The sequence below is a fragment of the Vibrio sp. 1557 genome (assembly GCF_033340175.1).
Classification (GTDB): Bacteria; Pseudomonadota; Gammaproteobacteria; order Enterobacterales; family Vibrionaceae; genus Vibrio; species Vibrio alginolyticus.
Window position 1 is genome coordinate 13,468 of sequence record NZ_JAWOVZ010000021.1, and the last position, 23,606, is coordinate 37,073.

At 45.6% G+C, this 23,606-nt stretch carries 19 protein-coding genes and 5 tRNA genes; 1 reads left to right on the top strand and 23 read right to left on the bottom strand.

The window, feature by feature from the left end; all coding sequences use genetic code 11:
- From R7070_RS19385 to pncC, 11 genes are all read right to left on the bottom strand, one after another.
- A tRNA-Arg gene (locus R7070_RS19385) sits at positions 1-77 on the bottom strand.
- Between the two features lie 52 nt (positions 78-129).
- Positions 130-206, bottom strand: a tRNA-Arg gene (locus R7070_RS19390).
- Positions 207-291: 85 nt separating this feature from the next.
- Positions 292-383, bottom strand: a tRNA-Ser gene (locus R7070_RS19395).
- A 29-nt stretch (positions 384-412) separates the two neighbouring features.
- Positions 413-489 (bottom strand) — tRNA-Arg (locus R7070_RS19400).
- Positions 490-520: 31 nt separating this feature from the next.
- Positions 521-612: transfer RNA gene (locus R7070_RS19405), tRNA-Ser, on the bottom strand.
- Between the two features lie 334 nt (positions 613-946).
- Entirely contained in the window at positions 947-1,144 is a 198-nt protein-coding gene (csrA, locus tag R7070_RS19410) for a carbon storage regulator CsrA (protein WP_004415691.1), read from the bottom strand.
- A gap of 92 nt (positions 1,145-1,236) precedes the next feature.
- On the bottom strand, positions 1,237-2,424 hold the full coding sequence (locus R7070_RS19415; protein ID WP_005383803.1) for an aspartate kinase: 1,188 nt from the start codon (positions 2,422-2,424) through the stop codon (positions 1,237-1,239).
- Positions 2,425-2,636: 212 nt separating this feature from the next.
- Positions 2,637-5,219 (bottom strand): alanine--tRNA ligase, encoded by a 2,583-nt coding sequence (alaS, locus tag R7070_RS19420; RefSeq protein WP_005380872.1) that lies wholly within the window; start codon positions 5,217-5,219, stop codon positions 2,637-2,639.
- A gap of 142 nt (positions 5,220-5,361) precedes the next feature.
- Positions 5,362-5,829: a recombination regulator RecX gene (gene recX, locus R7070_RS19425; RefSeq protein ID WP_017633543.1), complete on the bottom strand. Its 468-nt coding sequence runs from the start codon at positions 5,827-5,829 to the stop codon at positions 5,362-5,364.
- Between the two features lie 127 nt (positions 5,830-5,956).
- Positions 5,957-7,000 (bottom strand): recombinase RecA, encoded by a 1,044-nt coding sequence (gene recA, locus R7070_RS19430; protein ID WP_005380874.1) that lies wholly within the window; start codon positions 6,998-7,000, stop codon positions 5,957-5,959.
- A 200-nt stretch (positions 7,001-7,200) separates the two neighbouring features.
- Complete coding sequence (gene pncC / locus R7070_RS19435; RefSeq protein ID WP_130545006.1) at positions 7,201-7,683, bottom strand: nicotinamide-nucleotide amidase; 483 nt, start codon at positions 7,681-7,683, stop codon at positions 7,201-7,203.
- Between the two features lie 84 nt (positions 7,684-7,767).
- On the opposite strand from pncC, the gene mutS reads away from it, so the two are divergent.
- Positions 7,768-10,329, top strand: coding sequence for a DNA mismatch repair protein MutS (gene mutS, locus R7070_RS19440; protein WP_005380877.1), 2,562 nt, complete (start codon positions 7,768-7,770; stop codon positions 10,327-10,329).
- 82 nt (positions 10,330-10,411) lie between these two features.
- Here mutS and rpoS read toward each other — a convergent pair whose 3' ends face one another.
- The 12 genes from rpoS to relA form a co-directional block, all read right to left on the bottom strand.
- Positions 10,412-11,398 (bottom strand): RNA polymerase sigma factor RpoS, encoded by a 987-nt coding sequence (rpoS, locus tag R7070_RS19445; RefSeq protein ID WP_005380887.1) that lies wholly within the window; start codon positions 11,396-11,398, stop codon positions 10,412-10,414.
- A gap of 80 nt (positions 11,399-11,478) precedes the next feature.
- Complete coding sequence (locus R7070_RS19450; RefSeq protein ID WP_017633546.1) at positions 11,479-12,402, bottom strand: peptidoglycan DD-metalloendopeptidase family protein; 924 nt, start codon at positions 12,400-12,402, stop codon at positions 11,479-11,481.
- 13 nt (positions 12,403-12,415) lie between these two features.
- On the bottom strand, positions 12,416-13,042 hold the full coding sequence (locus R7070_RS19455; RefSeq protein WP_005380892.1) for a protein-L-isoaspartate(D-aspartate) O-methyltransferase: 627 nt from the start codon (positions 13,040-13,042) through the stop codon (positions 12,416-12,418).
- Positions 13,042-13,818 (bottom strand): 5'/3'-nucleotidase SurE, encoded by a 777-nt coding sequence (surE, locus tag R7070_RS19460; RefSeq protein ID WP_005380894.1) that lies wholly within the window; start codon positions 13,816-13,818, stop codon positions 13,042-13,044. The genes R7070_RS19455 and surE overlap by 1 nt, the downstream gene beginning before the upstream one ends.
- Positions 13,818-14,861: a tRNA pseudouridine(13) synthase TruD gene (truD, locus tag R7070_RS19465; RefSeq protein WP_256900269.1), complete on the bottom strand. Its 1,044-nt coding sequence runs from the start codon at positions 14,859-14,861 to the stop codon at positions 13,818-13,820. Before truD ends, surE begins: the two co-directional genes overlap by 1 nt.
- A gap of 45 nt (positions 14,862-14,906) precedes the next feature.
- Positions 14,907-15,383 (bottom strand): 2-C-methyl-D-erythritol 2,4-cyclodiphosphate synthase, encoded by a 477-nt coding sequence (gene ispF, locus R7070_RS19470; protein ID WP_005380896.1) that lies wholly within the window; start codon positions 15,381-15,383, stop codon positions 14,907-14,909.
- A 14-nt stretch (positions 15,384-15,397) separates the two neighbouring features.
- Complete coding sequence (ispD, locus tag R7070_RS19475; protein WP_256900270.1) at positions 15,398-16,105, bottom strand: 2-C-methyl-D-erythritol 4-phosphate cytidylyltransferase; 708 nt, start codon at positions 16,103-16,105, stop codon at positions 15,398-15,400.
- 1 nt (position 16,106) lies between these two features.
- Entirely contained in the window at positions 16,107-16,388 is a 282-nt protein-coding gene (gene ftsB / locus R7070_RS19480) for a cell division protein FtsB (protein WP_005380907.1), read from the bottom strand.
- A 548-nt stretch (positions 16,389-16,936) separates the two neighbouring features.
- On the bottom strand, positions 16,937-18,238 hold the full coding sequence (eno, locus tag R7070_RS19485) for a phosphopyruvate hydratase (RefSeq protein WP_005383785.1): 1,302 nt from the start codon (positions 18,236-18,238) through the stop codon (positions 16,937-16,939).
- 78 nt (positions 18,239-18,316) lie between these two features.
- Complete coding sequence (locus tag R7070_RS19490; RefSeq protein WP_021034029.1) at positions 18,317-19,957, bottom strand: CTP synthase; 1,641 nt, start codon at positions 19,955-19,957, stop codon at positions 18,317-18,319.
- Between the two features lie 205 nt (positions 19,958-20,162).
- Positions 20,163-20,966, bottom strand: a complete 804-nt coding sequence (gene mazG, locus R7070_RS19495) for a nucleoside triphosphate pyrophosphohydrolase (RefSeq protein WP_005383780.1) — start codon at positions 20,964-20,966, stop codon at positions 20,163-20,165.
- Between the two features lie 349 nt (positions 20,967-21,315).
- Positions 21,316-23,535 carry a GTP diphosphokinase gene (gene relA / locus R7070_RS19500; RefSeq protein WP_005380915.1) on the bottom strand — a complete coding sequence of 740 codons (2,220 nt, stop codon included), beginning with the start codon at positions 23,533-23,535 and terminating at the stop codon, positions 21,316-21,318.
- Between the last annotated feature and the right edge of the window lie 71 nt (positions 23,536-23,606).

The following is a 23,606-nucleotide window of genomic DNA, read 5'->3' on the forward strand; positions in this document are numbered from 1 at the left end:
TGGCGCGTCCTGGAGGATTCGAACCTCCGACCGCCTGGTTCGTAGCCAGGTACTCTATCCAGCTGAGCTAAGGACGCGCAGTTTTCGATATCGACTTTCGTCAACATCAGGGCATTACCCTTTAATAAGTGGCGCGTCCTGGAGGATTCGAACCTCCGACCGCCTGGTTCGTAGCCAGGTACTCTATCCAGCTGAGCTAAGGACGCGCAGATCTTCTCGCCAAGAAGTTGTGAAGTAAATCACATTCATTTCTTACGAAACAAAAAAAAGGCCATCGGGCCAGTCAATGAATGGCGGTGAAGGAGGGATTCGAACCCTCGATACGGGATAAACCGTATACTCCCTTAGCAGGGGAGCGCCTTCAGCCTCTCGGCCACCTCACCGTTTTCATTGTTATATCTCAAAAGAGATATGGCGCGTCCTGGAGGATTCGAACCTCCGACCGCCTGGTTCGTAGCCAGGTACTCTATCCAGCTGAGCTAAGGACGCACTTTTTGTTGATAAATCAACGTTGCAAGAATGGCGGTGAAGGAGGGATTCGAACCCTCGATACGGGATAAACCGTATACTCCCTTAGCAGGGGAGCGCCTTCAGCCTCTCGGCCACCTCACCGTCTTGCGGAGGCACATATTACGTTTTACCGAAAATATGTCAAACACTTTCTTTGAAAAAATCTACGAAACTGGCTTAACCGTTGCTGATTTAATCAAAGTGACTATTAAACGAACTTTATCACTCTATTATGATGAAAAAAAGAGAGTCTTCTCTGAAAAAAAGACATTTATTTTCAAATAACTTTCTGAAGTTCGAATCAATATTATTGATGAATTCACAGCCATACTCAACACAATAGTTTCTGCAAATTTTCAAAAACAGTAAAAACTAAAAAGGCCAACCCTTCGGTTAGCCTTTTTCATTCAAACTAAGCTCTGTAAACAGGAGCGACTTAGTAGTTACCTGAAGCAACGTTGCCATTGCCTTTTTCAGCTTGAATGCGCATGTAGATTTCTTCACGGTGAACTGAAACCTCTTTCGGAGCGTTAACGCCGATACGCACTTGGTTACCTTTAACACCCAGTACAGTTACAGTCACTTCATCACCAATCATCAGTGTTTCGCCTACGCGGCGAGTCAAAATTAGCATTCTTTGCTCCTTGAGTAATCTCTAAATTTTCTTGCTACAAAGCTATTATCCAACAAAAGTTATATTTTCGTAAACTACCTTGTTAGCGAAAATCAGCCTAAAAAGGCATGTTTTTGTTGAATGTTTAATGCTTCACTAGACGTAATGTAAGCATCATGCAGAATGTTTGCTGCTGTATCCACACATTCGGGTGCTAAAACTAGCATCATAGTGAGTGCATTCGTTGCGCTGAAATTGATCTCAATATCTCGCTTTGCCAACAAATCGCATGCGTGCTCTACCATTCCATTGGCCTCAAGCCCCACTGCGGTCAACAGGCTTACCACTTCACTATTACGGATTTTGTCGCTGAACACCAGATCGAACTTGGCACATGCATCTTGTTTTATCATGATACCTGCCCGTTCTGTTTCCTCGATCACATTCCAAATGTCAATACCCAACATCTGACATTGTTTTGTAGCACTAGATAAATGTTCTTTATCGACTTCGATTATGGCAAGGTCACGTTGAATGGCTATACCAGAGACGGCTTGATTGCCTAACTCCCCCTTTACCAGACTGCCTTCATTAACATCAAATGTCGAAAGCACGCGCAGTGGCACATTATTCTTCCATGCAAATTGCACTGAAGGTAAATGTAATACTTTCGCGCCTCGGCTTGCCATCGCTTCCATGGAAGGAAAATCGATAACCGCCAATTTTCGCGCGTTTTTCACTACACGTGGGTCACAAGTATAAATACCATCAACGTCGGTAAAGATTTGACACTCATCAGCGCGCAATGCGCCTGCCAGTGCCACTGCGCTCGTATCTGAGCCACCTCGACCTAATGTGGTGATATCCCCGTTCTCATTCACACCTTGAAAGCCTGCAACAATCACGATTTGGTCTTGCTCAAGCAATCCCAGAATTGTCTTAGTATCAATGTGTTTAATCGTTGCGTCATTGTGTTGATTATCCGTCACAATATTCGCCTGTGCTCCGGTAAGCGAGCGTGCAGCATGACCCAATTTATTGAGTGTCATTGCTAACAGTGCCATTGACACTTGCTCACCAGCAGAGAGCAAAACATCAAGTTCTCGAGCTGTAGGCACGCTATCTATCTGTTTAGCGAGGTCCATCAGTCTGTTTGTTTCGCCTGACATTGCAGACACGACAACAACAACTTGATTGCCATCATTTTTCGCCTTAATGATGTGTTCAGCAACTTGGTGGATTCTTTCAATTGAACCCACTGAGGTTCCGCCAAACTTTTGCACGATAAGGGGCTTTTTCACCAGTCTTCACCTTCCCAAGACCGAAGTCTCTTTAGAACTGCTTACATCTTCAGTATTTCCTTTTAGAAAAATTATATAAGCAGTAGTTACAACAAAAACCAAATAGCCTAAATGACTCGGTTAACTTTTGGTCAATTAAACCACTTGGCTGCTAAAAAAAATTACGCTCAATCAAAGAAACTTGATTGAGCGTAATTTTAGTAGTTAAAAGCTTATAAGCGCTCTTCTAACCAAGGCTGAACTGTTTTAATTGCCTCTGGTAGTGCGGCTACATCAGTACCACCAGCTTGAGCCATGTCAGGACGACCACCGCCCTTACCACCGACTTGCTCAGCAATCATCTTAACTAGATCACCAGCTTTTACTTTACCAGTTAGATCTTTAGTCACACCAGCAATCAGGCCAACCTTGTCACCTGTTACGTTGGCAAGCAGTACGACACCAGACCCCATTTGGTTCTTGATGTCATCAACCATAGTACGTAGGTTCTTGCTGTCAGCGCCTTCAAGAGCTGCGACTAGAACTTTTGTACCATTGACTTCAACCGCTTTGCCCATGATGTTAGCGCTTTCTGCTGCCGCCATCTTATCTTTTAGCTTCTGCACTTCTTTCTCTAGCGCTTTTGCTTTCTGTGCAGATTCTGCCAGTTTCTCTTCATACTTCGCGTTTTGAGCTTCAATCGCGTCTAATGCAGCCTCGCCTGTTACCGCCTCAATACGTCGAATACCTGCAGCAATGCCGCTTTCTGAAGTGATTTTGAATAGGCCAATATCACCTGTGCTTGATGCGTGAATACCACCGCAAAGCTCTGTCGAGAAGTCACCCATAGACAGTACGCGTACTTCGTCATCGTACTTCTCGCCGAATAGAGCCATTGCGCCTTTCTTCTTAGCTGACTCAATGTCCATCACGTTGGTTTCAATCGTGTGGTTGCGACGAATTTGCGCGTTAACTAGACGCTCAACTTCTTTCAGTTCTGCTGCAGTTACGGCTTCTAGATGCGAGAAGTCGAAACGTAGGTTGTCTGCCTTCACCAATGAGCCTTTCTGCGTTACGTGCTCACCTAAAACTTGGCGTAGTGCTGCGTGTAGCAAGTGCGTTGCTGAGTGGTTTAGAGAGATAGCTGCGCGACGCTCTGCGTCAACGATAGTTGCTACTTCATCACCTTTCGCTAGAACGCCTTCTGCCATTACACCGTGGTGCGCGATTGCGTTACCTAGTTTTTGAGTGTCCTCAACGCGGAATACACCAGACTCAGTACGGATTTCACCAGCGTCACCACACTGACCGCCTGACTCTGCGTAGAATGGTGTTTCACCAAGTACGATGATTGCTTTGTCGCCCGCAGATAGCGAATCTACTTCGTTGCCTTCAACGAACATCGCTGCTACAGAACTAGAGCCTTTAGTACCTGTGTAACCACAGAATTCTGTTTGCGTATCAACTTTGATTGCTGCGTTGTAGTCAGTACCGAAGTTACCCGCTTCACGCGCACGTTGACGCTGCTCTTCCATCGCTTTCTCAAAACCTTCTTCGTCGATTGCGAACTCACGCTCACGTGCAACGTCGTTAGTTAAGTCAGCTGGGAAGCCGTAAGTGTCGTAAAGTTTAAATACGGTTTCGCCGTCCAGTACTTTACCATCTAGGTTATCTAATGCTTCGTTTAGAATCGCCATACCGCGCTCAAGTGTACGACCAAAGTTTTCTTCTTCGATACGCAGTACTTTTTCAACCACAGCTTGTTGACGCTTCAGCTCTTCACCAGCCGTACCCATGATGTCAGCTAGAACGCCAACCAACTTGTGGAAGAATGCACCTTGTGCGCCCAGCTTGTTACCGTGACGAACTGCACGACGGATGATACGGCGTAATACGTAACCACGACCTTCGTTTGAAGGCATAACGCCATCCACGATCAGGAATGAACATGAACGGATGTGGTCAGCGATAACGCGTAGTGATTGGTTTGATAGGTCTTCGTAACCGATAACTTCTGCTGCTGCTTTGATAAGAGCTTGGAATACATCGATTTCGTAGTTTGAGTGAACGCCCTGCATGATTGCAGAGATACGCTCGATACCCATACCAGTATCTACCGATGGTTTTGGTAGCGGTTCCATAGTGCCGTCTGCGTGACGGTTGAACTGCATGAATACGTTGTTCCAGATCTCGATGAAACGGTCACCATCTTCTTCAGGCGTGCCAGGACGGCCACCCCAGATGTGCTCACCGTGATCGTAGAAGATTTCAGTACATGGACCACAAGGGCCAGTGTCGCCCATTTGCCAGAAGTTATCAGACTCGTACGGCTTGCCGCCTTCTTTATCACCAATGCGAACAATACGATCAGCGGGTACGCCAACTTTCTTGTTCCAGATGTCAAACGCTTCGTCATCGGTTTCGTAAACAGTTACCAATAAACGATCCGCTGGCAGTTTAAGAACTTCGGTTAGGAATTCCCAAGCAAAGGAGATCGCATCTTCTTTGAAGTAATCGCCAAAGCTGAAGTTGCCTAACATTTCAAAGAATGTGTGGTGACGAGCAGTAAAGCCAACATTTTCTAGGTCGTTATGTTTACCACCAGCACGTACGCAACGCTGAGCCGTAGTCGCTCGAGTGTAGGCTCGTTTTTCTAAGCCTAAGAAACAATCTTTAAATTGGTTCATACCTGCGTTTGTGAACAGCAGGGTTGGGTCGTTATGTGGAACTAACGATGAACTTTCTACGATTTGGTGTCCTTTGCTCTCAAAGAACTTGAGGAACGCGTTACGAACCTCATCAGTGCTCATGTACATGCAGCTCTTCCTGAAAATAGTCGAGTTAGAATTTTGCCGTATTGTAGATCATGCAAACAGCTGAGACTAGTTTTCTTGAGGAAAAGAGGGAGTAGGAGAAAAAATTTGAAGCAAAACAAAAATCAGTGCGGACGACTGACCGTTAATCTTCGTCCTCAAAGCTCAGCGCGTAGCTGATTTGGTCAAAACTGTAGCCGCGATACTGCAGAAAACGAACTTGTTTTGCGTACTCTTTTTGGTCTTTGGCTTTAATACCTTTGAATTTCTTTTCTGCCGCCTGTTTAGCCAGTTCAAACCAATCTTGCGGCTCTTCAGCCATAGCTTGCTCAATCACCGATTCCGCAACACGCTTCTGGTTTAACTCTTGACGAATTCGACGCTCTCCATGTCCTTTGTATACATGCTGTCTAATTTGACTCTTCGCGTAACGTAAATCATCTAGATAATTATGGTCTAGGCAAAAATTAATTGCGATGTCGATGTCTGATTCTTCATAGCCCTTCATCGATAATTTTTGGTAAAGCTCATACTGACCATGATCGCGACGGCTAAGCAATTGGATAGCTGCCTCTTTGCTCGATAATGTTGGCGCCTGGCGTTTTTGGTACATGATGATCCTAAAAGTATTTTTGCTGTACAGGCTCTCAATGGCCTTTGTGATAATTCGATTTTTGATTTCAATAGATACAACAAAGCCCCGCATTGCAGGGCTTTGTCATTTATTAATCTATGAGAGATTAAAACTCTTCAGCTTGCTCTGGCGCTTCACCAGCTTCAGGCGCTTCCGCAAGTGCTGGCGCTAGCAACATTTCACGCAGTTTTGTATCGATAGTTTTAGCCACTTCAGGGTGCTCACGCAGGTAGTTACACGCATTCGCTTTACCTTGACCAATCTTATCGCCATTGTAGCTATACCAAGCACCGGCTTTTTCAACTAACTTGTGCTTCACACCTAGATCGACAAGTTCACCTTCGCGGTTAAAGCCTTGGCCGTACATGATTTGTGTGTTTGCTTCTTTAAATGGTGCTGCAATCTTATTCTTAACAACTTTGATGCGCGTTTCGTTACCTACGACTTCGTCACCTTCTTTGATTGCGCCAGTACGACGGATATCTAGACGAACAGAAGCGTAGAACTTAAGTGCGTTACCACCTGTTGTTGTTTCTGGGTTACCAAACATCACACCAATCTTCATACGGATTTGGTTGATGAAGATACACATACAGTTAGACTGCTTTAGGTTACCCGTTAGCTTACGCATTGCTTGAGAAAGCATACGTGCTTGCAGACCCATGTGGCTATCGCCCATTTCGCCTTCGATTTCTGCTTTCGGTGTTAGTGCTGCGACAGAGTCGACAACCATAACATCGATAGCACCAGAACGTGCAAGTGCGTCACAGATCTCTAGCGCTTGCTCACCTGTGTCTGGCTGAGAAACTAGCAATGCATCGATATCAACGCCAAGTTTCTTCGCGTATACAGGATCTAGAGCGTGCTCTGCATCGATAAACGCACACGTTTTGCCTTCACGTTGTGCAGCAGCAATAAGCTCAAGGGTTAGCGTTGTTTTACCTGAAGATTCTGGGCCGTAGATTTCTACGATACGACCCATTGGTAGACCACCAGCACCCAAAGCGATATCAAGAGAAAGAGAACCCGTTGAGATGGTTTCTACGTCCATTGCGCGGTTATCACCAAGGCGCATGATAGAGCCTTTACCGAATTGCTTTTCAATTTGACCTAGCGCAGCGGCGAGCGCTTTCTGTTTGTTCTCGTCCATTACTTTCTCCGATTTATTCATCTTCTTTGGGCGACGAATAGTAATTCATTTTTCTTAAGCAGAAGAACTGCTCAGCAATGAAAGTTATTATACTGTTGATTCATACAGTGTCCATACCTGTATGAAAAAAATTTGGCTGACCTAAAGTCGTGATTTGCTCTAGCCCTTATCAATGCTGGGCTAAAACAAGTTAAGAAATTCTAGAGTAGATGTTGATACAATTGAGTCAGCGCATGCTCGACCGCTTTTTTGCGAACTTCTGCACGGTCACCAGAGAAATGCATGGTTTCGACTTGCTGCCAACTTTGGTTATCAGCAAAAGCAAAGCAGACCATGCCGACTGGTTTCTCTTCACTGCCACCACCCGGCCCTGCAATACCACTGATGGACACACCGATGGTGGCATTGGAGTTTTTAATTGCACCCTGTACCATTTCAATCACAACTGGCTCACTCACTGCACCATGCGCTTCTAACGTTGAAGCTTGCACACCAAGCATCTCCATTTTCGCTTCATTACTGTAGGTGACAAACGCACGGTCAAGCCACGCTGAACTACCAGCAATGTCAGTAATGGCGGTTGCAACACCACCACCTGTGCATGATTCTGCGGTCGTTAAAAGATGCCCGTGTTTAGCCAATAATGCGCCTAAATCGGCACTCAATTTTGTTGTTTTTTCCATAGCCAAAATGCCCTTTGTCTCTTTTTACTTGATAGGGATTCACGTATCCTAAGCCGCTACGGAAATAAACAAAAGAACTTACCTGTGAAAGCTGAACAAAAACACACTCCGATGATGCAGCAATACCTCAAGCTAAAAGCTGAGAACCCAGAGATTTTGCTGTTCTACCGCATGGGCGATTTCTACGAACTCTTTTACGATGATGCCAAGCGAGCTTCTCAGCTTCTTGATATTTCATTGACCAAACGTGGTGCGTCTGCAGGTGAACCTATCCCAATGGCGGGTGTGCCATTTCACGCCGTAGAGGGCTACCTGGCAAAACTTGTTCAGCTTGGTGAGTCTGTGGCGATCTGTGAACAGATTGGCGATCCGGCCACCAGCAAGGGCCCGGTAGAACGTAAAGTTGTGCGTATCGTGACACCAGGTACTGTGACGGATGAAGCGCTGCTTTCTGAGCGTGTCGATAACTTAATCGCAGCAATTTACCATCACAACGGTAAGTTCGGTTATGCGACGCTGGATGTCACCTCTGGTCGCTTCCAACTGACAGAACCAGAAACTGAAGAAGCGATGACAGCCGAGCTTCAACGCACTGCACCACGTGAGCTACTGTTCCCAGAAGATTTTGAACCTGTACATTTAATGGCGAGCCGCAATGGTAACCGTCGTCGCCCAGTCTGGGAATTTGAGCTTGATACGGCTAAGCAACAACTCAATCAACAATTTGGCACAAAAGATCTGGTTGGTTTTGGTGTAGAACATGCGTCCTTAGGGTTATGTGCTGCTGGTTGTTTGATCCAGTACGTAAAAGATACTCAACGTACGGCTTTACCTCATATTCGCTCTTTAACGTTTGATCATCAGGATCAATCCGTCATCCTTGATGCTGCTACCCGACGTAATCTGGAAATTACTCAAAATCTAGCAGGCGGAACCGATAACACGCTCGCTGCAGTACTCGACCATTGTGCTACTCCGATGGGCAGCCGAATGCTGAAGCGTTGGTTGCATCAGCCTATGCGTTGCATTGAAACGTTAAACAATCGTCTTGATGCGATTGGTGAGATTAAAGAACAAGCTCTGTTTGCCGATCTTCAACCAACGTTAAAGCAAATTGGTGATATTGAACGTATCTTAGCGCGCCTTGCATTACGCTCTGCTCGCCCTCGCGATATGGCTAGACTTCGCAATGCAATGCAACAGCTACCAGAGCTAGAATCTGTCACCGCTTCTTTGACCCATCCGTACCTAACGAAATTGGCGAAGTATGCAGCTCCGATTGACGAAGTATGTGACCTGTTAGAGCGCGCGATTAAAGAAAATCCGCCGGTTGTTATTCGTGATGGTGGCGTCATCGCTGAAGGCTACAATGCGGAGCTCGATGAATGGCGAAAATTGGCAGATGGTGCAACAGAATATCTTGAGCAGCTTGAGCGAGATGAGCGTGAACGACACGGTATCGATACGCTTAAAGTAGGCTATAACAACGTTCATGGCTTCTTTATCCAAGTAAGCCGTGGCCAGAGCCATTTGGTTCCACCGCATTATGTACGTCGCCAAACACTCAAAAACGCTGAACGCTACATCATTCCAGAGCTTAAGGAACACGAAGACAAAGTACTTAACTCGAAATCTAAAGCGTTAGCACTTGAGAAACAGTTGTGGGAAGAACTGTTTGATCTATTGATGCCAAACCTTGAGAAGCTGCAAAACCTAGCTTCTGCTCTGTCTCAACTGGATGTATTACAAAACCTAGCAGAGCGTGCAGATTCGTTAGATTACTGCCGCCCAACGCTTGTGAAAGACGCAGGAATTCACATTCAAGCTGGTCGTCATCCAGTCGTAGAACAAGTAACAACAGAGCCGTTCATCGCGAACCCAATTGAGCTTAACCCAGCCCGTAAGATGTTGATCATCACCGGTCCAAACATGGGTGGTAAATCAACCTACATGCGTCAAACTGCGCTGATTGCATTGATGGCACATATCGGCTCTTATGTACCGGCAGAATCCGCACAGATTGGTTCTTTAGATCGTATATTTACTCGTATTGGTGCGTCAGATGATCTTGCATCTGGCCGCTCGACCTTCATGGTAGAAATGACAGAAACAGCCAATATTCTTCACAACGCAACTAAGAATAGTTTGGTGCTAATGGATGAAATCGGACGTGGTACTAGTACTTACGACGGTCTGTCTTTAGCTTGGGCAAGTGCGGAATGGCTCGCAACACAAATTGGTGCGATGACCCTATTTGCAACCCACTACTTCGAATTAACAGAGTTACCAAGCCAGCTGCCAAACTTAGCGAACGTTCACTTGGATGCCGTAGAACATGGAGACAGCATTGCCTTTATGCACGCAGTTCAAGAAGGTGCGGCAAGTAAGTCTTACGGCCTGGCTGTTGCGGGCTTAGCAGGCGTACCAAAAACGGTCATCAAAAATGCGCGTAACAAGCTATCTCAGCTAGAGCAACTGGGGCAAAACAGTGACACACCACGTCCAAGTGCAGTAGATGTGGCTAACCAGTTGAGCCTGATTCCAGAGCCTAGCGAGGTCGAACAAGCTCTGTCAGGTATTGATCCTGACGACTTAACGCCACGCCAAGCTCTTGAAGAGCTGTATCGCTTGAAGAAGATGCTGTAAACAGACTCACACCAACGAGAAAAAAAGAAAAAAGGCTATGGGGAACCATAGCCTTTTGTGTATCTAGTGAAATACGGATTATTTAATCGTCTTCTACGTTAAACAAGTTTTCCATATTCAAACCTTGTTTGATTAGGACTTCACGAAGACGACGTAAACCTTCCACTTGTATTTGACGTACTCGCTCACGTGTCAGACCAATCTCTCGACCAACTTCTTCCAGCGTCGAAGGCTCGTAGCCTAGTAGGCCGAAGCGACGTGCAAGCACTTCTTTCTGTTTCGGATTCAACTCTTCTAACCAATGAATCAACGATGATTTGATGTCGTCATCTTGAGTCGAAACTTCTGGATCAGAGTTGTTTGCATCAGGAATAATATCTAGCAGCGCTTTCTCACCGTCACCACCGATTGGCGTGTCGACAGAGCTAATACGCTCATTAAGGCGTAACATTTTGCTTACGTCTTCGACTGGAATATCTAATTGAGCAGCAATTTCTTCTGCGGTCGGTTCGTGATCGAGCTTTTGAGAAAGTTCACGCGCAGTACGCAGATAAATGTTCAGCTCTTTCACTACATGGATAGGTAGACGGATCGTGCGAGTTTGGTTCATCAACGCTCGCTCTATCGTTTGTCGGATCCACCACGTTGCGTAAGTAGAGAAACGGAAACCACGTTCTGGGTCGAATTTTTCGACCGCTCGGATCAAGCCGAGGTTACCTTCTTCAATCAGATCAAGTAGTGCTAGACCACGGTTACTGTATCGACGAGAAATCTTAACAACCAAACGTAGGTTACTTTCGATCATACGTTTGCGTGCCGCTTCGTCGCCACGTAGGGCGCGTCTTGCGTAAAGCACTTCTTCTTCGGCAGTAAGTAAAGGTGAGAAGCCAATTTCGCCCAAATACAACTGAGTTGCATCTAAGCTTTTACTGCTCGCGTCAAACTCTTCACGCGCAGTCGCTTTGCTTTCTGTGGATGATGATCTTTCGAGTTCGTTATCAATGGTCTTCACTGACGCATTGTCAAATGCAAACTCTTCAACTTTGGTTACTGTGTTGCTGATACTCATAACGCCTCCCCCTGGCGAGTTAGCAAGACATGACAACTCAATATGTCGCTAAATGATGTCGCAAGTTGTTTTTCAAAGTTTTAAGGCAAATAGCGTTTTGGATTCACTGATTTACCTTGATAGCGAATTTCAAAGTGTAGTTTGACCGACTTTGCACCTGAACTACCCATGGTGGCGATTTTTTGTCCGCTTTTTACGCTTTGTCCTTCTGTGACCAGCAGTTTGTCATTGTGTGCGTATGCGCTTAAATAATTGTCGTTATGCTTTACTATAATTAAGTTGCCATAACCTCGTAGCGCATTGCCTGAATAAACGACTGTGCCGGCTGCGGTTGAAACGATAGGTTGACCACGCTGTCCTGCGATGTCGATACCTTTATTTCCCTGTTCTCCCGCCGAAAAGTTCTTGATTACTCTCCCTTTTGTTGGCCACAACCACTTTGAGACTTTATCACTCTTTGCTGTGGTAGTTGGCGCTTTTTGCTTCACTTTTTGGTTATCTTTTGAACCAACATACTCCTTTGTTTTCGATTGTTCAACCTTCTTTGGAGGCTGTTTTTGTACGACTTTAGGCTTAGTCTCTGTAGGTTTTTGACTAGAGTTTTTACTCGAAGGTTTAGGTTTAGAGGCTGTTGATGTTTTCGTCACTGGAGCTGGGGGTGTCGTAACAACAGGAGCCACAACGGGTTCAACTTTTTGACCATATTTAGGGGCGACATATTTCGGAGCCCAAAGTTTTAGCCTCTGTCCTGGGTAGATAGTGTAAGGCTGAGTTAACTCATTGTAACGAACAAGATCATTTACATCTTTATCTGTGACATAAGCTATGAAGTAAAGTGTATCACCTTTTTTTACCTCATAATAACTCCCTCTGTAACTTCCTCTTTCAAGGCTTGAATAGTCTTTTTTTAGGCTAGAGACAGGTGCAGGGGAATGCGCTGCACAACCAACTAGTCCTGCAGCAAACACAAAGCTAATACCAATATGACGTAGTAACTTATTCACCTATCCCTAACCCTTAAGCTAAATCACCCGCAACCAGAGGTACGAACCGAACCATTTCTACAACGGTAGAGAGATATTCGTCTCCCTTACGCTCTATTTTTAATAACTGTTGCTCCGTATCTCCAACAGGAATGACCATTTTGCCGCCATCTCTTAATTGTGAGAGAAGAGCTTGGGGAATCACTTCAGCGGCAGCGGTAACAATGATAGCATCGAAAGGACCTCTCGCTTCCCAGCCCTGCCACCCATCAGCATGCTTAGTTGAAACATTGTAAATATCCAATTGCTTCAGGCGACGCTTTGCTTCCCATTGCAACGATTTAATTCGCTCAACGGAGTATACATGATCAACAATTTGCGCCAGTACCGCGGTTTGATAACCCGATCCCGTTCCGATTTCCAGAACACGACTCGCCGGCTCTAGCTCAAGCAACTCGGTCATACGAGCAACGATATAAGGCTGAGAAATAGTTTGTCCCTGACCAATTGGTAACGCATTGTTATCATAGGCTTGGTGCATCATCGCTTGAGAAACAAAGCTTTCTCGTGGCAAGCGTTGGATAGCATCCAGAACTCTTTGGTCTTTGATGCCACTGGAGATAAGAAACGCTATCAACCTGTCAGCATGTGGGTTACTCATTACTTCTCTTCCTTTAACCAACTATCCATAGCACGCAGCGACTCGTGAGCGGTGAGATCAACTTGCAGAGGCGTCATTGAAACTCGGCCATGCTCAATTGCATAAAAGTCCGTGCCCTCTCCTGCATCTTGCTCCTTTCCTGGTGGGCCTAACCAATAAATGTCATGGCCTCTCGGATCTTTCTGCTTGATCATATTCTCTGCGTGATGACGTGCACCTAAACGCGTAACTTCAATTTCACCTAAATTCTCTGATGGTAAGTCAGGCACGTTTACGTTCAGTAGACGATTCGTTGGAATCGGCGACGCTAAATGCTGTTGTACAATTTGACGTGCAATTTTAGCGGCGGATTCGAAATGTCGCTTACCCACTAGAGAAAAAGCCACCGACTGAACGCCAAGGAAATGACCTTCCATGGCGGCTGCTACTGTTCCAGAATAAAGAACATCATCACCCAAATTAGCGCCATGGTTGATTCCTGACAGAACAAGATCAGGCAAATCATCTTTCATTAGCTCATTCAGCGCGAAATGCACACAATCCGTGGGCGTGCCTTGCACTGAGTAGATATTTGGGGCAATTTCAGTCACGCGTAATGGTTGTTCTAATGTGAGTGAATTCGAAGCACCTGAACGATTTCGATCAGGTGCGACAATGGTCACTTCAGCGATATCTCTCAACTCATCAGCGAGGGCATGAATCCCTTGAGCATGAACACCATCATCATTGCTGATTAAGACCCTTAAGGGCTTCGGGTTTCGTGAATCCTGTTCCATTAGTATTCTCTTTCTACTTCAACCTCATTAACTAACTCACGAACAATAGAGGTCGCAAAAGATCCCGCATCCAGTGAGAAAGTCAGCGTAATGTTGTTACCTTCAACCGTCCAAGCTAAATCTTTTGGCTTCAGCGCAATATCGCGACGGTCGTGGCGCATGCGATTACCACGAATCAGCGCCATGAGGTCAGGCTCTTCGTCTAAAAACGGTTGCTCTAATGCCAGAGCCTCGGCTTGAGTAGGCAGTGCATTATCGCCAGCAAGCGCAGCGGTAATTGCCGCTTCACCTCGCGCAAATTGCACTTGCAGAGCAGCGATGTTGTTTGCATCAATCAACTGAGTGCCAGAATTCGTCTGTGCAATGTCACCATCAATGAACTTATCAAACACACCATTCTCTAGACGAGCTGAAACGATGCGGTTGAAAATCCACGAACGAGCCGCTGATAAATACATACTGCGCTTGTTTTGATTGCGGGTACGAACGTTTTCGCGTCCCCATCGACGTGCTTCTTCAAGGTTGTTGCCATCGTTACCAAAACGCTGACTACCGAAGTAGTTTGGCACGCCAACTTGTTTCAATTTTTCAAGACGTTGCTCTACATCCGCTCTATCTGTCACTTCAGACAAAGTAACCACGAACTCGTTCCCTACTAGGTCACCAGGACGCAGTTTTTTATTGTGACGATCTGTTGCAAGGATTTCGATACTTGGGTATTGAGCCAAAAACGCTGAAAAATCTGGCGTTTCACCTTTTGGTAAATGGACACTTAACCACTGTTCCGTCATCGCATGACGGTCTTTAAGACCCGCCCAGCTAACGTCTTTCGACTTAACACCACAGGCTTTTGCTAACTCGTTAGCAACGAAGCTGGTGTTCTCGCCCGTTTTACGGATACGAACCATTAGGTGCTCGCCTTCGCCCGTAAAGGCAAAACCTAAATCTTCGCGAACCTGAAAGTGCTCTGGCTGCGCTTTGATTTTTGCCGATGCAATTGGCTTACCTGTTAGGTAAGCCAATGAAGATAAAATGTCTGACATGATGTGTTTCCGCTGATATCACAGCTTAGAGGAGCAAATTGCTAGTTATTGCTTAAACAGAAGTACAACGGCTTCCGTTGCAATGCCTTCTTTGCGTCCAGTAAAACCGAGACGTTCTGTCGTCGTCGCTTTTACGTTAATGTTACTAATATCGGTTTCTAGGTCTTCGGCAATCGCCGCACACATTGCGTCAATGTGTGGTGCCATTTTAGGCGCTTGTGCCATGATGGTTACATCAGCATTGCCAAGACGGTAGCCTTGCTCTTTGACTCGACGGTAAACGTCTTTCAGTAGTTCACGACTGTTTGCGCCTTTCCATTTATCATCCGTATCTGGGAAATGACGACCAATATCGCCGGCAGCAATCGCGCCCAGCAGAGCATCCGTTAACGCATGCAACGCTACATCGCCGTCTGAGTGTGCAATCAAACCTTGCTCATAAGGGATTGCTACACCACCAATAATGACAGGGCCTTCACCACCGAATTTATGTACATCGAAACCATGACCAATTCGAATCATTTTCTATCCTTTCTTTATTCGCCGCGCTCACGGCTTAGATAAAACTCGGCTAACGCAAGGTCTTCTGGCTGAGTGATTTTTATATTGTTCGCATTCCCTTGAACTAAGGCTGGCTTCTCGCCTAACCACTCCAAAGCCGAGGCTTCATCAGTAATAGTTACACCCTGTTCTAATGCGTCAGCCAGTGCTTGAGTAAGCTGCTGAGTTTTAAACATTTGTGGAGTAAGTGCATGCCACAATGCTTCTCTATCTACCGTATGTTCGATATCTTGTACTGCGTTTGCTCGCTTCATTGTATCTCTCACAGGAGATGCGAGAATGCCACCCGTTGAGCGGGCGCAGCAAACATCAATCAAACGGTCAATGTCGGATGTTAATACACATGGCCTTGCAGCATCGTGGACTAACACCCACTCGCTTTCCAGATGCTCATTGACATAGTTTAGCCCTGATAACACAGAGTCTGCTCTTTCTTTACCACCAGCTACACGAATCACATCTGGGTGCTTAGCAATGGACAATTCTGGGTAATATGGGTCGCCGTCAGTAATGGCAACGACAACCTTAGAAATATTTGGGTGGGAAAGCAGTTTATCTACGGTATGTTCCAGTACTGCTTTACCTTCGATCAATAAATATTGCTTAGGGCGATCTGCCTTCATTCTGCTACCCACACCAGCAGCAGGCACAATTGCGATATGCGATGAGTTCATATCCAACATTTTAATGGTTTTCCTCACCTATAATGCGGTAAAAAGTCTCGCCATCTTTAACTAAACCGAGCTCATGACGCGCACGTTCTTCAATCGCATCAAGACCTTGCCTTAAGTCATCAATCTCAGCGAACATTTCATTGTTGCGAGCTTGTAGCTTGCTGTTCACTTGTTGCTGAACTTCAATTTCATCTTTTACTGTGTAGTAGTCAGACACTCCGTTTTTACCAAACCATAGAGTGTATTGAAGCAAGCCAAACAGTAGCGTAAGGGCTATAACAAAGATTCGCATATCGCTGCTAACATTCTGTACCGGAAGGAATTAGATAAGGTGACATATATAGCATAAATGCGAGGTTGCCTCTAGGGGAGAAAGGGAGACTCACACGCTCCTTACAAGAAATAAGCAGCAAAATGAAACAAGCTCATGGGAAGCGAACCTTACCCATGACCAAAGTAAGACCCCAAAATACAAATCTATAAATACAAAAAAACGCCGTAGCGAGGGTTTCAAAAAGCTATTTAGCGAAACTTTACTCAATAAGAATTAAGCTTGACCTTTTACTTCTTTGAGACCACTTCCTTGAAACATGGAGGAGTGCGCTCACTTAGCGCTTCCGTTGTATAAAAAAACGCCCCGCAAGTGTGAGGCGTTTTCAAAAGCTTTAAGTTAAGCCGTTAACTCAGTTAAGAATTAAGCTTGATCTTTAACTTCTTTAAGACCGCTTCCTTGAAACATGGAGGAGCGCGCTCACTTAGCGCTTCCGTTATATAAAAAAACACCCCGCCAAAGCAGGGTGTTTTAAAAGCTTTAAGTTAAGCTGCTAATTCAGTGAAGAATTAAGCTTGACCTTTAACTTCTTTAAGACCGTTGAAAGGAGCGCGCTCACCTAGAGCTTCCTCGATACGGATTAGCTGGTTGTACTTAGCAACACGGTCAGAACGGCTCATAGAACCAGTTTTGATTTGACCTGCTGCTGTACCTACCGCTAGGTCAGCGATAGTTGCATCTTCAGTTTCGCCAGAACGGTGAGAGATTACTGCTGTGTAACCTGCGTCTTTAGCCATCTTGATTGCAGCTAGAGTCTCAGTTAGAGAACCGATTTGGTTGAACTTGATAAGGATAGAGTTAGCTACGCCTTTCTCGATACCTTCAGCAAGGATCTTAGTGTTAGTAACGAATAGATCGTCACCTACTAGTTGAAGCTTGTCACCTAGTAGTTCTGTTTGGTGCTTGAAGCCATCCCAGTCAGACTCGTCTAGACCGTCTTCGATAGAAACGATTGGGAATTGGTTAGCTAGCTCAGCTAGGTAGTGGTTGAACTCTTCAGAAGTGAAAGTTTTACCTTCGCCTTTCATGTTGTAGATGCCAGCTTCTTTGTCGAAGAACTCAGATGCAGCACAGTCCATAGCTAGAGTTACGTCTTTACCTAGTTCGTAACCAGCAGCTGCAACAGCTTCTGCGATAACTTCTAGAGCTTCAGCGTTAGATTTAAGGTTAGGAGCGAAACCACCTTCATCACCAACTGCAGTGCTGTAGCCTTTAGACTTAAGAACTTTAGCTAGGTTGTGGAATACTTCTGCACCGATACGTAGACCTTCTTTAAGAGTCTTAGCGCCAACTGGTTGGATCATGAACTCTTGGATGTCAACGTTGTTGTCTGCGTGCTCACCACCGTTGATGATGTTCATCATTGGTAGAGGCATAGAGAACTGACCTGCAGTGCCGTTTAGCTCAGCGATGTGCTCGTATAGAGGCATGCCTTTCGCAGCAGCAGCAGCTTTAGCGTTTGCTAGAGAAACAGCTAGGATAGCGTTAGCACCGAATTTAGATTTGTTTTCAGTGCCGTCTAGTTCGATCATTACTGCGTCGATTGCAGCTTGGTCTTTAGCGTCTTTGCCAACTAGAGCTTCAGCGATTGGGCCGTTTACAGCTTCAACTGCTTTAAGAACACCTTTACCTAGGAAACGTGCTTTGTCACCGTCACGTAGCTCAAGAGCTTCGCGAGAACCAGTAGATGCGCCAGATGGAGCTGCCGCCATACCTACGAAACCGCCTTCTAGGTGTACTTCAGCTTCTACAGTTGGGTTACCACGTGAGTCGATGATTTCACGACCTAGAACTTTAACGATCTTAGACATTAATGTTTCCTCTCGTTTCAAATATAAATGTCAATCTTAAAGGGCAGCAGCACAACCTTCGCCGCCGCCCGTATCCTTTTACTTCTCGAATTCGCCGCGTGCGTTTTGGCCCGCAGCCTTAACAAAACCTGCAAACAATGGATGTCCATCGCGAGGAGTCGAGGTGAATTCTGGGTGGAACTGAGCCGCTACAAACCATGGGTGAGCTGGGTTCTCAATCATTTCCACTAACTTCTTGTCCGCAGATAGACCTGATACTTTTAGGCCTGCTTTTTCGATTTGCGGACGAAGCACGTTATTCACTTCGTAACGGTGACGGTGACGTTCATGGATCGTCGCGCTACCGTACAGTTCACGAGCTTTAGTCCCTTTCTCTAGGTGACACAGCTGTGAACCAAGACGCATCGTACCGCCTAGGTCAGACTTTTCAGTACGCTCTTCTACGCTACCTGATTCGTCTACCCACTCTGTGATCAAACCTACCACAGGGTACTTAGTCTCTTTGTTAAATTCTGTTGAATGTGCACCTTCCATACCCGCAACGTTACGCGCGTATTCGATTAGTGCAACTTGCATACCCAAACAAATACCTAGGTAAGGCACGTTATTTTCACGTGCATATTGAGCCGCACGGATCTTGCCTTCAATACCACGATCGCCGAAGCCACCTGGTACTAGGATTGCGTCCAAACCTTCTAGAAGTTCAACGCCTTTTGTTTCGATATCTTGTGAGTCTACATACTTAATTGTGACGCTTAGACGGTTTTTCAAGCCAGCGTGTTTAAGCGCTTCGTTCACAGATTTGTATGCATCTGGTAATTCAATGTATTTACCAACCATACCGATGGTTACTTCACCAGTAGGATTTGCTTCTTCGTAGATAACCTGTTCCCATTCAGAAAGGTCTGCTTCAGGAGCAGTAATACCAAAGCGAGCACACACAAGGTCATCTAGCCCTTGAGATTTAATCAACTGAGGGATCTTGTAGATAGAGTCTACATCCTTCATTGAAATTACTGCTTTTTCTGGAACATTACAGAACAGTGCGATTTTTTTACGCTCATTCGCAGGAATAACGCGATCGCTACGGCAAACTAGGATGTCTGGCTGAATACCGATAGATAGAAGTTCTTTTACAGAGTGTTGCGTCGGCTTAGTTTTCACTTCGCCCGCTGCCGCTAGGTAAGGAACAAGTGTTAGGTGCATGAACATTGCGCGCTCACGGCCTAGCTCAACAGCTAGCTGACGAATCGCTTCCATAAATGGTAGTGATTCGATATCACCAACAGTACCGCCAACTTCAACAATAGCCACATCATGGCCTTCAGAACCTGCAATAACGCGATCTTTGATTGCGTTAGTGATATGAGGGATAACTTGAATAGTTGCGCCTAGGTAGTCACCACGACGTTCTTTACGAAGTACGTCGGCATAAACACGACCTGCAGTGAAGTTGTTACGCTTGGTCATCTTGGTACGGATGAAACGCTCGTAGTGACCAAGGTCAAGGTCAGTCTCTGCGCCATCTTCTGTAACGAACACTTCACCGTGCTGAGTAGGGCTCATTGTGCCCGGGTCAACGTTGATGTAAGGGTCAAGCTTCATCATAGTCACTTTAAGACCACGAGCTTCTAGAATAGCCGCAAGAGATGCTGCTGCAATACCTTTACCTAGAGAGGATACAACCCCGCCAGTAACAAAAATGTAATTTGTCGTCATGTTTAACCTGAAATTGGTTGAATGAGGGAAATGGAGTGCTTCTGGACGGGAGATAAATATACCAGAAGCTCCTTACCGCCACAACGTGAAATCTATCACACCGTAATTTTTTATTTTTTGCTTCAAATCAAAGTGAGCAAAGACAAACCAAAGTCCGTTTTCGTGTAACCAAACAAGCTGACCTTATATTATGTATTCTGCCAGTTTACCTCTGCCTCGATTCTTCTTGTTTTACTTCATCCCAAAAATGGTCAAGTTCTGATAAAGAACAATCTGTAAGTACTTTGCCTGACTGCTGAACCTTGCCTTCAACTTGTTTAAAACGTCGCGCAAACTTTACGTTTGCTTTTCCTAGCGCGACTTCTGGGTTTTTATCAAGGTGGCGAGCCAAATTGACAGTCGCAAATAGCAAATCACCGAGTTCCAACTCAACTTTCTCTTCATCGGGCTGAACTTGCAGTGCCTCTTCCATGACTTCGTCAATTTCTTCTCGTACTTTATCGACAACCGGGCCAAGTGAATCCCAATCAAACCCAAATTTTGCACATTTTTTCTGAATTTTTGTAGCACGAGAAAGTGCCGGTAAAGAGTTTGGTATTGAGTCTAGGATACTTTCTTCCGCTTTGCCTACTAGGGCTTTTTCTTTTGCTTTTTCCGCTTCCCAGTTCGCGTTAATTTCCTCGTCAGATTCAAACTCAACATCTGAAAAAACATGCGGGTGGCGACGAGTCAGTTTTTCGTTCACGGTTTCGACGACATCCGAAAAGTCGAACAGCTCTTGCTCTTTCGCTAGCTGACTGTAAAAAATCACCTGAAACAACAAATCCCCTAGCTCTTCTTTTAGATTGGGCCAATCTCGATTTTGAATCGCGTCCACCACCTCGTAGGTTTCTTCTATTGTATGCGGAACGATGGTGTCAAAGGTTTGTTTTAAGTCCCAAGGGCAACCGTTTTCGGGATCACGCAGCTTCGCCATGATTTGTTCTAACTGTTCAATTGGATGACTCATTTTTTGTTCCTTTAAACCTTTCTATTAAAGAAAAAGGTGAGCAGCCAAAACCACTCACCTTCTACATTATATTTTCTCAGCAGCTTTCACTAAGTAATTGTTACTTTGACAAGGCAACAAGTTTTCGCGACTCCTGAGCATAGCCTACTATGTGATGCCCCTGAGCCGGCACGTCGGAATAAGTGCAGCTAACGCAGATAAAAAGCCAAATATGACGCAAGTGTAACTCTGTAAATAGTTGAAGTTGTAGCTAGGCGACAAACAAACGAGACTCCTGAGCATGGTTCACCATGTGATGGAGCGAGTGCGTGCAGTCAACAACGCTACAACGATAACTATGACGAGAGTTTTAGCCGAGGCGTTTCACCGTCATGACATCCTTGATCTGTTCCACACGTTTCGAAACCCGCGAAAGCACCTCAATATTGGTGACTTCTAGGTCAAAGTCCATGATGGCAAGTTGACGTCTGTAGTCGACTCGGTTCTTCATACTGGTCACTTTGATCTTTTCGTTGGCGAACAGTGTCGTAATGTCTTTGAGTAGACCACCTCGCTCCATCGCTTCAACACGCACGGTGAGGATGTATGACCCCACAAAGCCGCTGCCCCAGACTGTATCGATGATGCGCTCTGGCGCATGATGGCGCAGTTCTTCTAGCTGTTCACAGTCACTACGGTGTACTGAAATCCCACGACCTTGCGTTATGTAACCAGAGATATCGTCACCTGGAATTGGCTGACAGCAACGTGCTAGATGTGTCATTAGGTTATCGACGCCTTCTACTACAACTGCGTCTTTTTTCGGTCGGCTTTGCGCGGGTGATTTATGCTCAGCTTCTTGCAGTTTTTCCAGTGCTTGTTGATCTTCTTCCTCTGCCGTTGGCTTGTTAACTAACGCGTTGATATGGTTAATTATTTGGTTGATACGCAAATCACCGCTACCTACACCAACATACAATTCATCTGGTGTTTTGACGTTAAACCGCTTGAGGGCGTAATGCTCTGCATCTTTTAACGTTGCGCCAATTTTGGCTAACTCATGCTCAAGGATTTCACGACCTGCTTCAAGGTTCTTCTCACGGCTTTGTTTTCGGAACCAGGCGTTAATTTTGGCACGCGCACGACCAGAATGAACGAAGCCTAATGATGGGTTTAACCAGTCACGTGATGGGTTAGGTTCTTTCTGAGTGATAATCTCGACTTGGTCACCCATATGTAATTTATGCGTGAATGGCACAATACGACCTCCGACTTTGGCACCGATACAACGGTGTCCCACTTCGGAGTGAATGTGATAGGCAAAATCTAGCGGCGTTGCCCCCATTGGCAAATCGACAACATCACCACGTGGTGTAAAGGCATAAACACGGTCATCAAAGACTTGGCTACGCAGCTCATCGAGCATTTCGCCAGAGTCAGACATTTCTTCTTGCCAATCCAGTAGCTTACGCAGCCACGTGATCTTCTCATCATAACCGCTTCGGCTGCTTGCCCCTTCTTTATATTTCCAGTGCGCGGCAACACCCAGCTCCGACTCTTCATGCATTTGCTTGGTACGAATCTGGATCTCGATGGTTTTGCCTTCTGGCCCTAGAATTACGGTATGGATCGATTGATAACCGTTTGGTTTAGGGTTAGCAACGTAGTCATCAAACTCGCTCGGTAGGTGCTTGTATTTGGTGTGAACTACACCCAAAGCCGCGTAACAGTCTTGCAGTTTGTCTGCGATGATACGTACTGCTCGAACATCAAATAGCTCATCGAATGCCAAACTCTTCTTCTGCATTTTTCGCCAAATGCTGTAGATGTGCTTAGGTCGACCACTCACTTCGGCATTGATGCCCGACACTTCCATTTCGTGCGTGAGGTCTTCAACAAAGTCTTTGATGTACTGTTCACGAACGATGCGTCGCTCAGAAAGCTGCTTGGCAATTTGTTTGTAAGTTTCCGGCTGTTGGTAGCGGAAAGCGTAATCTTCAATTTCCCATTTCAGCTGACCGATGCCTAATCGGTTTGCTAGCGGCGCATAGATGTTGGCACACTCTTTTGCCGCCGCACGTCGAACTTCATCAGGCGCTTTTTTAACTTCAATAAGGTTACAAATTCGCTCCGCAAGCTTGATAACCACGCAGCGGAAGTCATCCACCATGGCAAGCAGCATGCGGCGTACGTTATCTACCTGAGATGACGCTGCACTGCCTTCCATGTTGACGTTGAGTTGGCCAATAGCAGCCATTTCTTCAACGCCGTCGATTAATTTTATGATTTCTTTGCTGTATTTCTCTTCCAGAATTTCTCTGTTAAAAGCACCACTTGAAACCAAAGGAAACAGTTGAGCAGCCACTAAAGTGGCTTGATCCATAGACAAGGTGATCAAAATTTCGATCATTTCTCGTCCACGCCACAACAACAGCTCCGCTTGCTCGTTATCAGCTAATACCGTCTGGCAATCTCGATATACTTCGATTAAGCGTGAGGCTGTGTTTTTCTCTTGTCCTAGGCTAGCCACCCAGTTTTCGAGTTCAAACTGTTCATCTTGGTTTAAATGCGCGCTTCTTACCGCAACCATCTCATCATCCTAATTATTATATTCGTGTGGTTTGACTAACACCGTCCAGGTTAGTTCTTTTTACCGCGCGT

What these genes read in the sequence shown, in the direction of transcription:
- csrA (WP_004415691.1), bottom strand. Translation starts at nt 1,144, where the DNA reads ATGCTAATTTTGACTCGCCGCGTAGGCGAAACACTGATGATTGGTGAT.
- alaS (WP_005380872.1), bottom strand. Translation starts at nt 5,219, where the DNA reads ATGTACATGAGCACTGATGAGGTTCGTAACGCGTTCCTCAAGTTCTTT.
- recX (WP_017633543.1), bottom strand. Translation starts at nt 5,829, where the DNA reads ATGTACCAAAAACGCCAGGCGCCAACATTATCGAGCAAAGAGGCAGCT.
- recA (WP_005380874.1), bottom strand. Translation starts at nt 7,000, where the DNA reads ATGGACGAGAACAAACAGAAAGCGCTCGCCGCTGCGCTAGGTCAAATT.
- pncC (WP_130545006.1), bottom strand. Translation starts at nt 7,683, where the DNA reads ATGGAAAAAACAACAAAATTGAGTGCCGATTTAGGCGCATTATTGGCT.
- rpoS (WP_005380887.1), bottom strand. Translation starts at nt 11,398, where the DNA reads ATGAGTATCAGCAACACAGTAACCAAAGTTGAAGAGTTTGCATTTGAC.
- R7070_RS19455 (WP_005380892.1), bottom strand. Translation starts at nt 13,042, where the DNA reads ATGAGTAACCCACATGCTGACAGGTTGATAGCGTTTCTTATCTCCAGT.
- surE (WP_005380894.1), bottom strand. Translation starts at nt 13,818, where the DNA reads ATGGAACAGGATTCACGAAACCCGAAGCCCTTAAGGGTCTTAATCAGC.
- truD (WP_256900269.1), bottom strand. Translation starts at nt 14,861, where the DNA reads ATGTCAGACATTTTATCTTCATTGGCTTACCTAACAGGTAAGCCAATT.
- ispF (WP_005380896.1), bottom strand. Translation starts at nt 15,383, where the DNA reads ATGATTCGAATTGGTCATGGTTTCGATGTACATAAATTCGGTGGTGAA.
- ispD (WP_256900270.1), bottom strand. Translation starts at nt 16,105, where the DNA reads ATGTTGGATATGAACTCATCGCATATCGCAATTGTGCCTGCTGCTGGT.
- ftsB (WP_005380907.1), bottom strand. Translation starts at nt 16,388, where the DNA reads ATGCGAATCTTTGTTATAGCCCTTACGCTACTGTTTGGCTTGCTTCAA.
- eno (WP_005383785.1), bottom strand. Translation starts at nt 18,238, where the DNA reads ATGTCTAAGATCGTTAAAGTTCTAGGTCGTGAAATCATCGACTCACGT.
- R7070_RS19490 (WP_021034029.1), bottom strand. Translation starts at nt 19,957, where the DNA reads ATGACGACAAATTACATTTTTGTTACTGGCGGGGTTGTATCCTCTCTA.
- mazG (WP_005383780.1), bottom strand. Translation starts at nt 20,966, where the DNA reads ATGAGTCATCCAATTGAACAGTTAGAACAAATCATGGCGAAGCTGCGT.
- relA (WP_005380915.1), bottom strand. Translation starts at nt 23,535, where the DNA reads ATGGTTGCGGTAAGAAGCGCGCATTTAAACCAAGATGAACAGTTTGAA.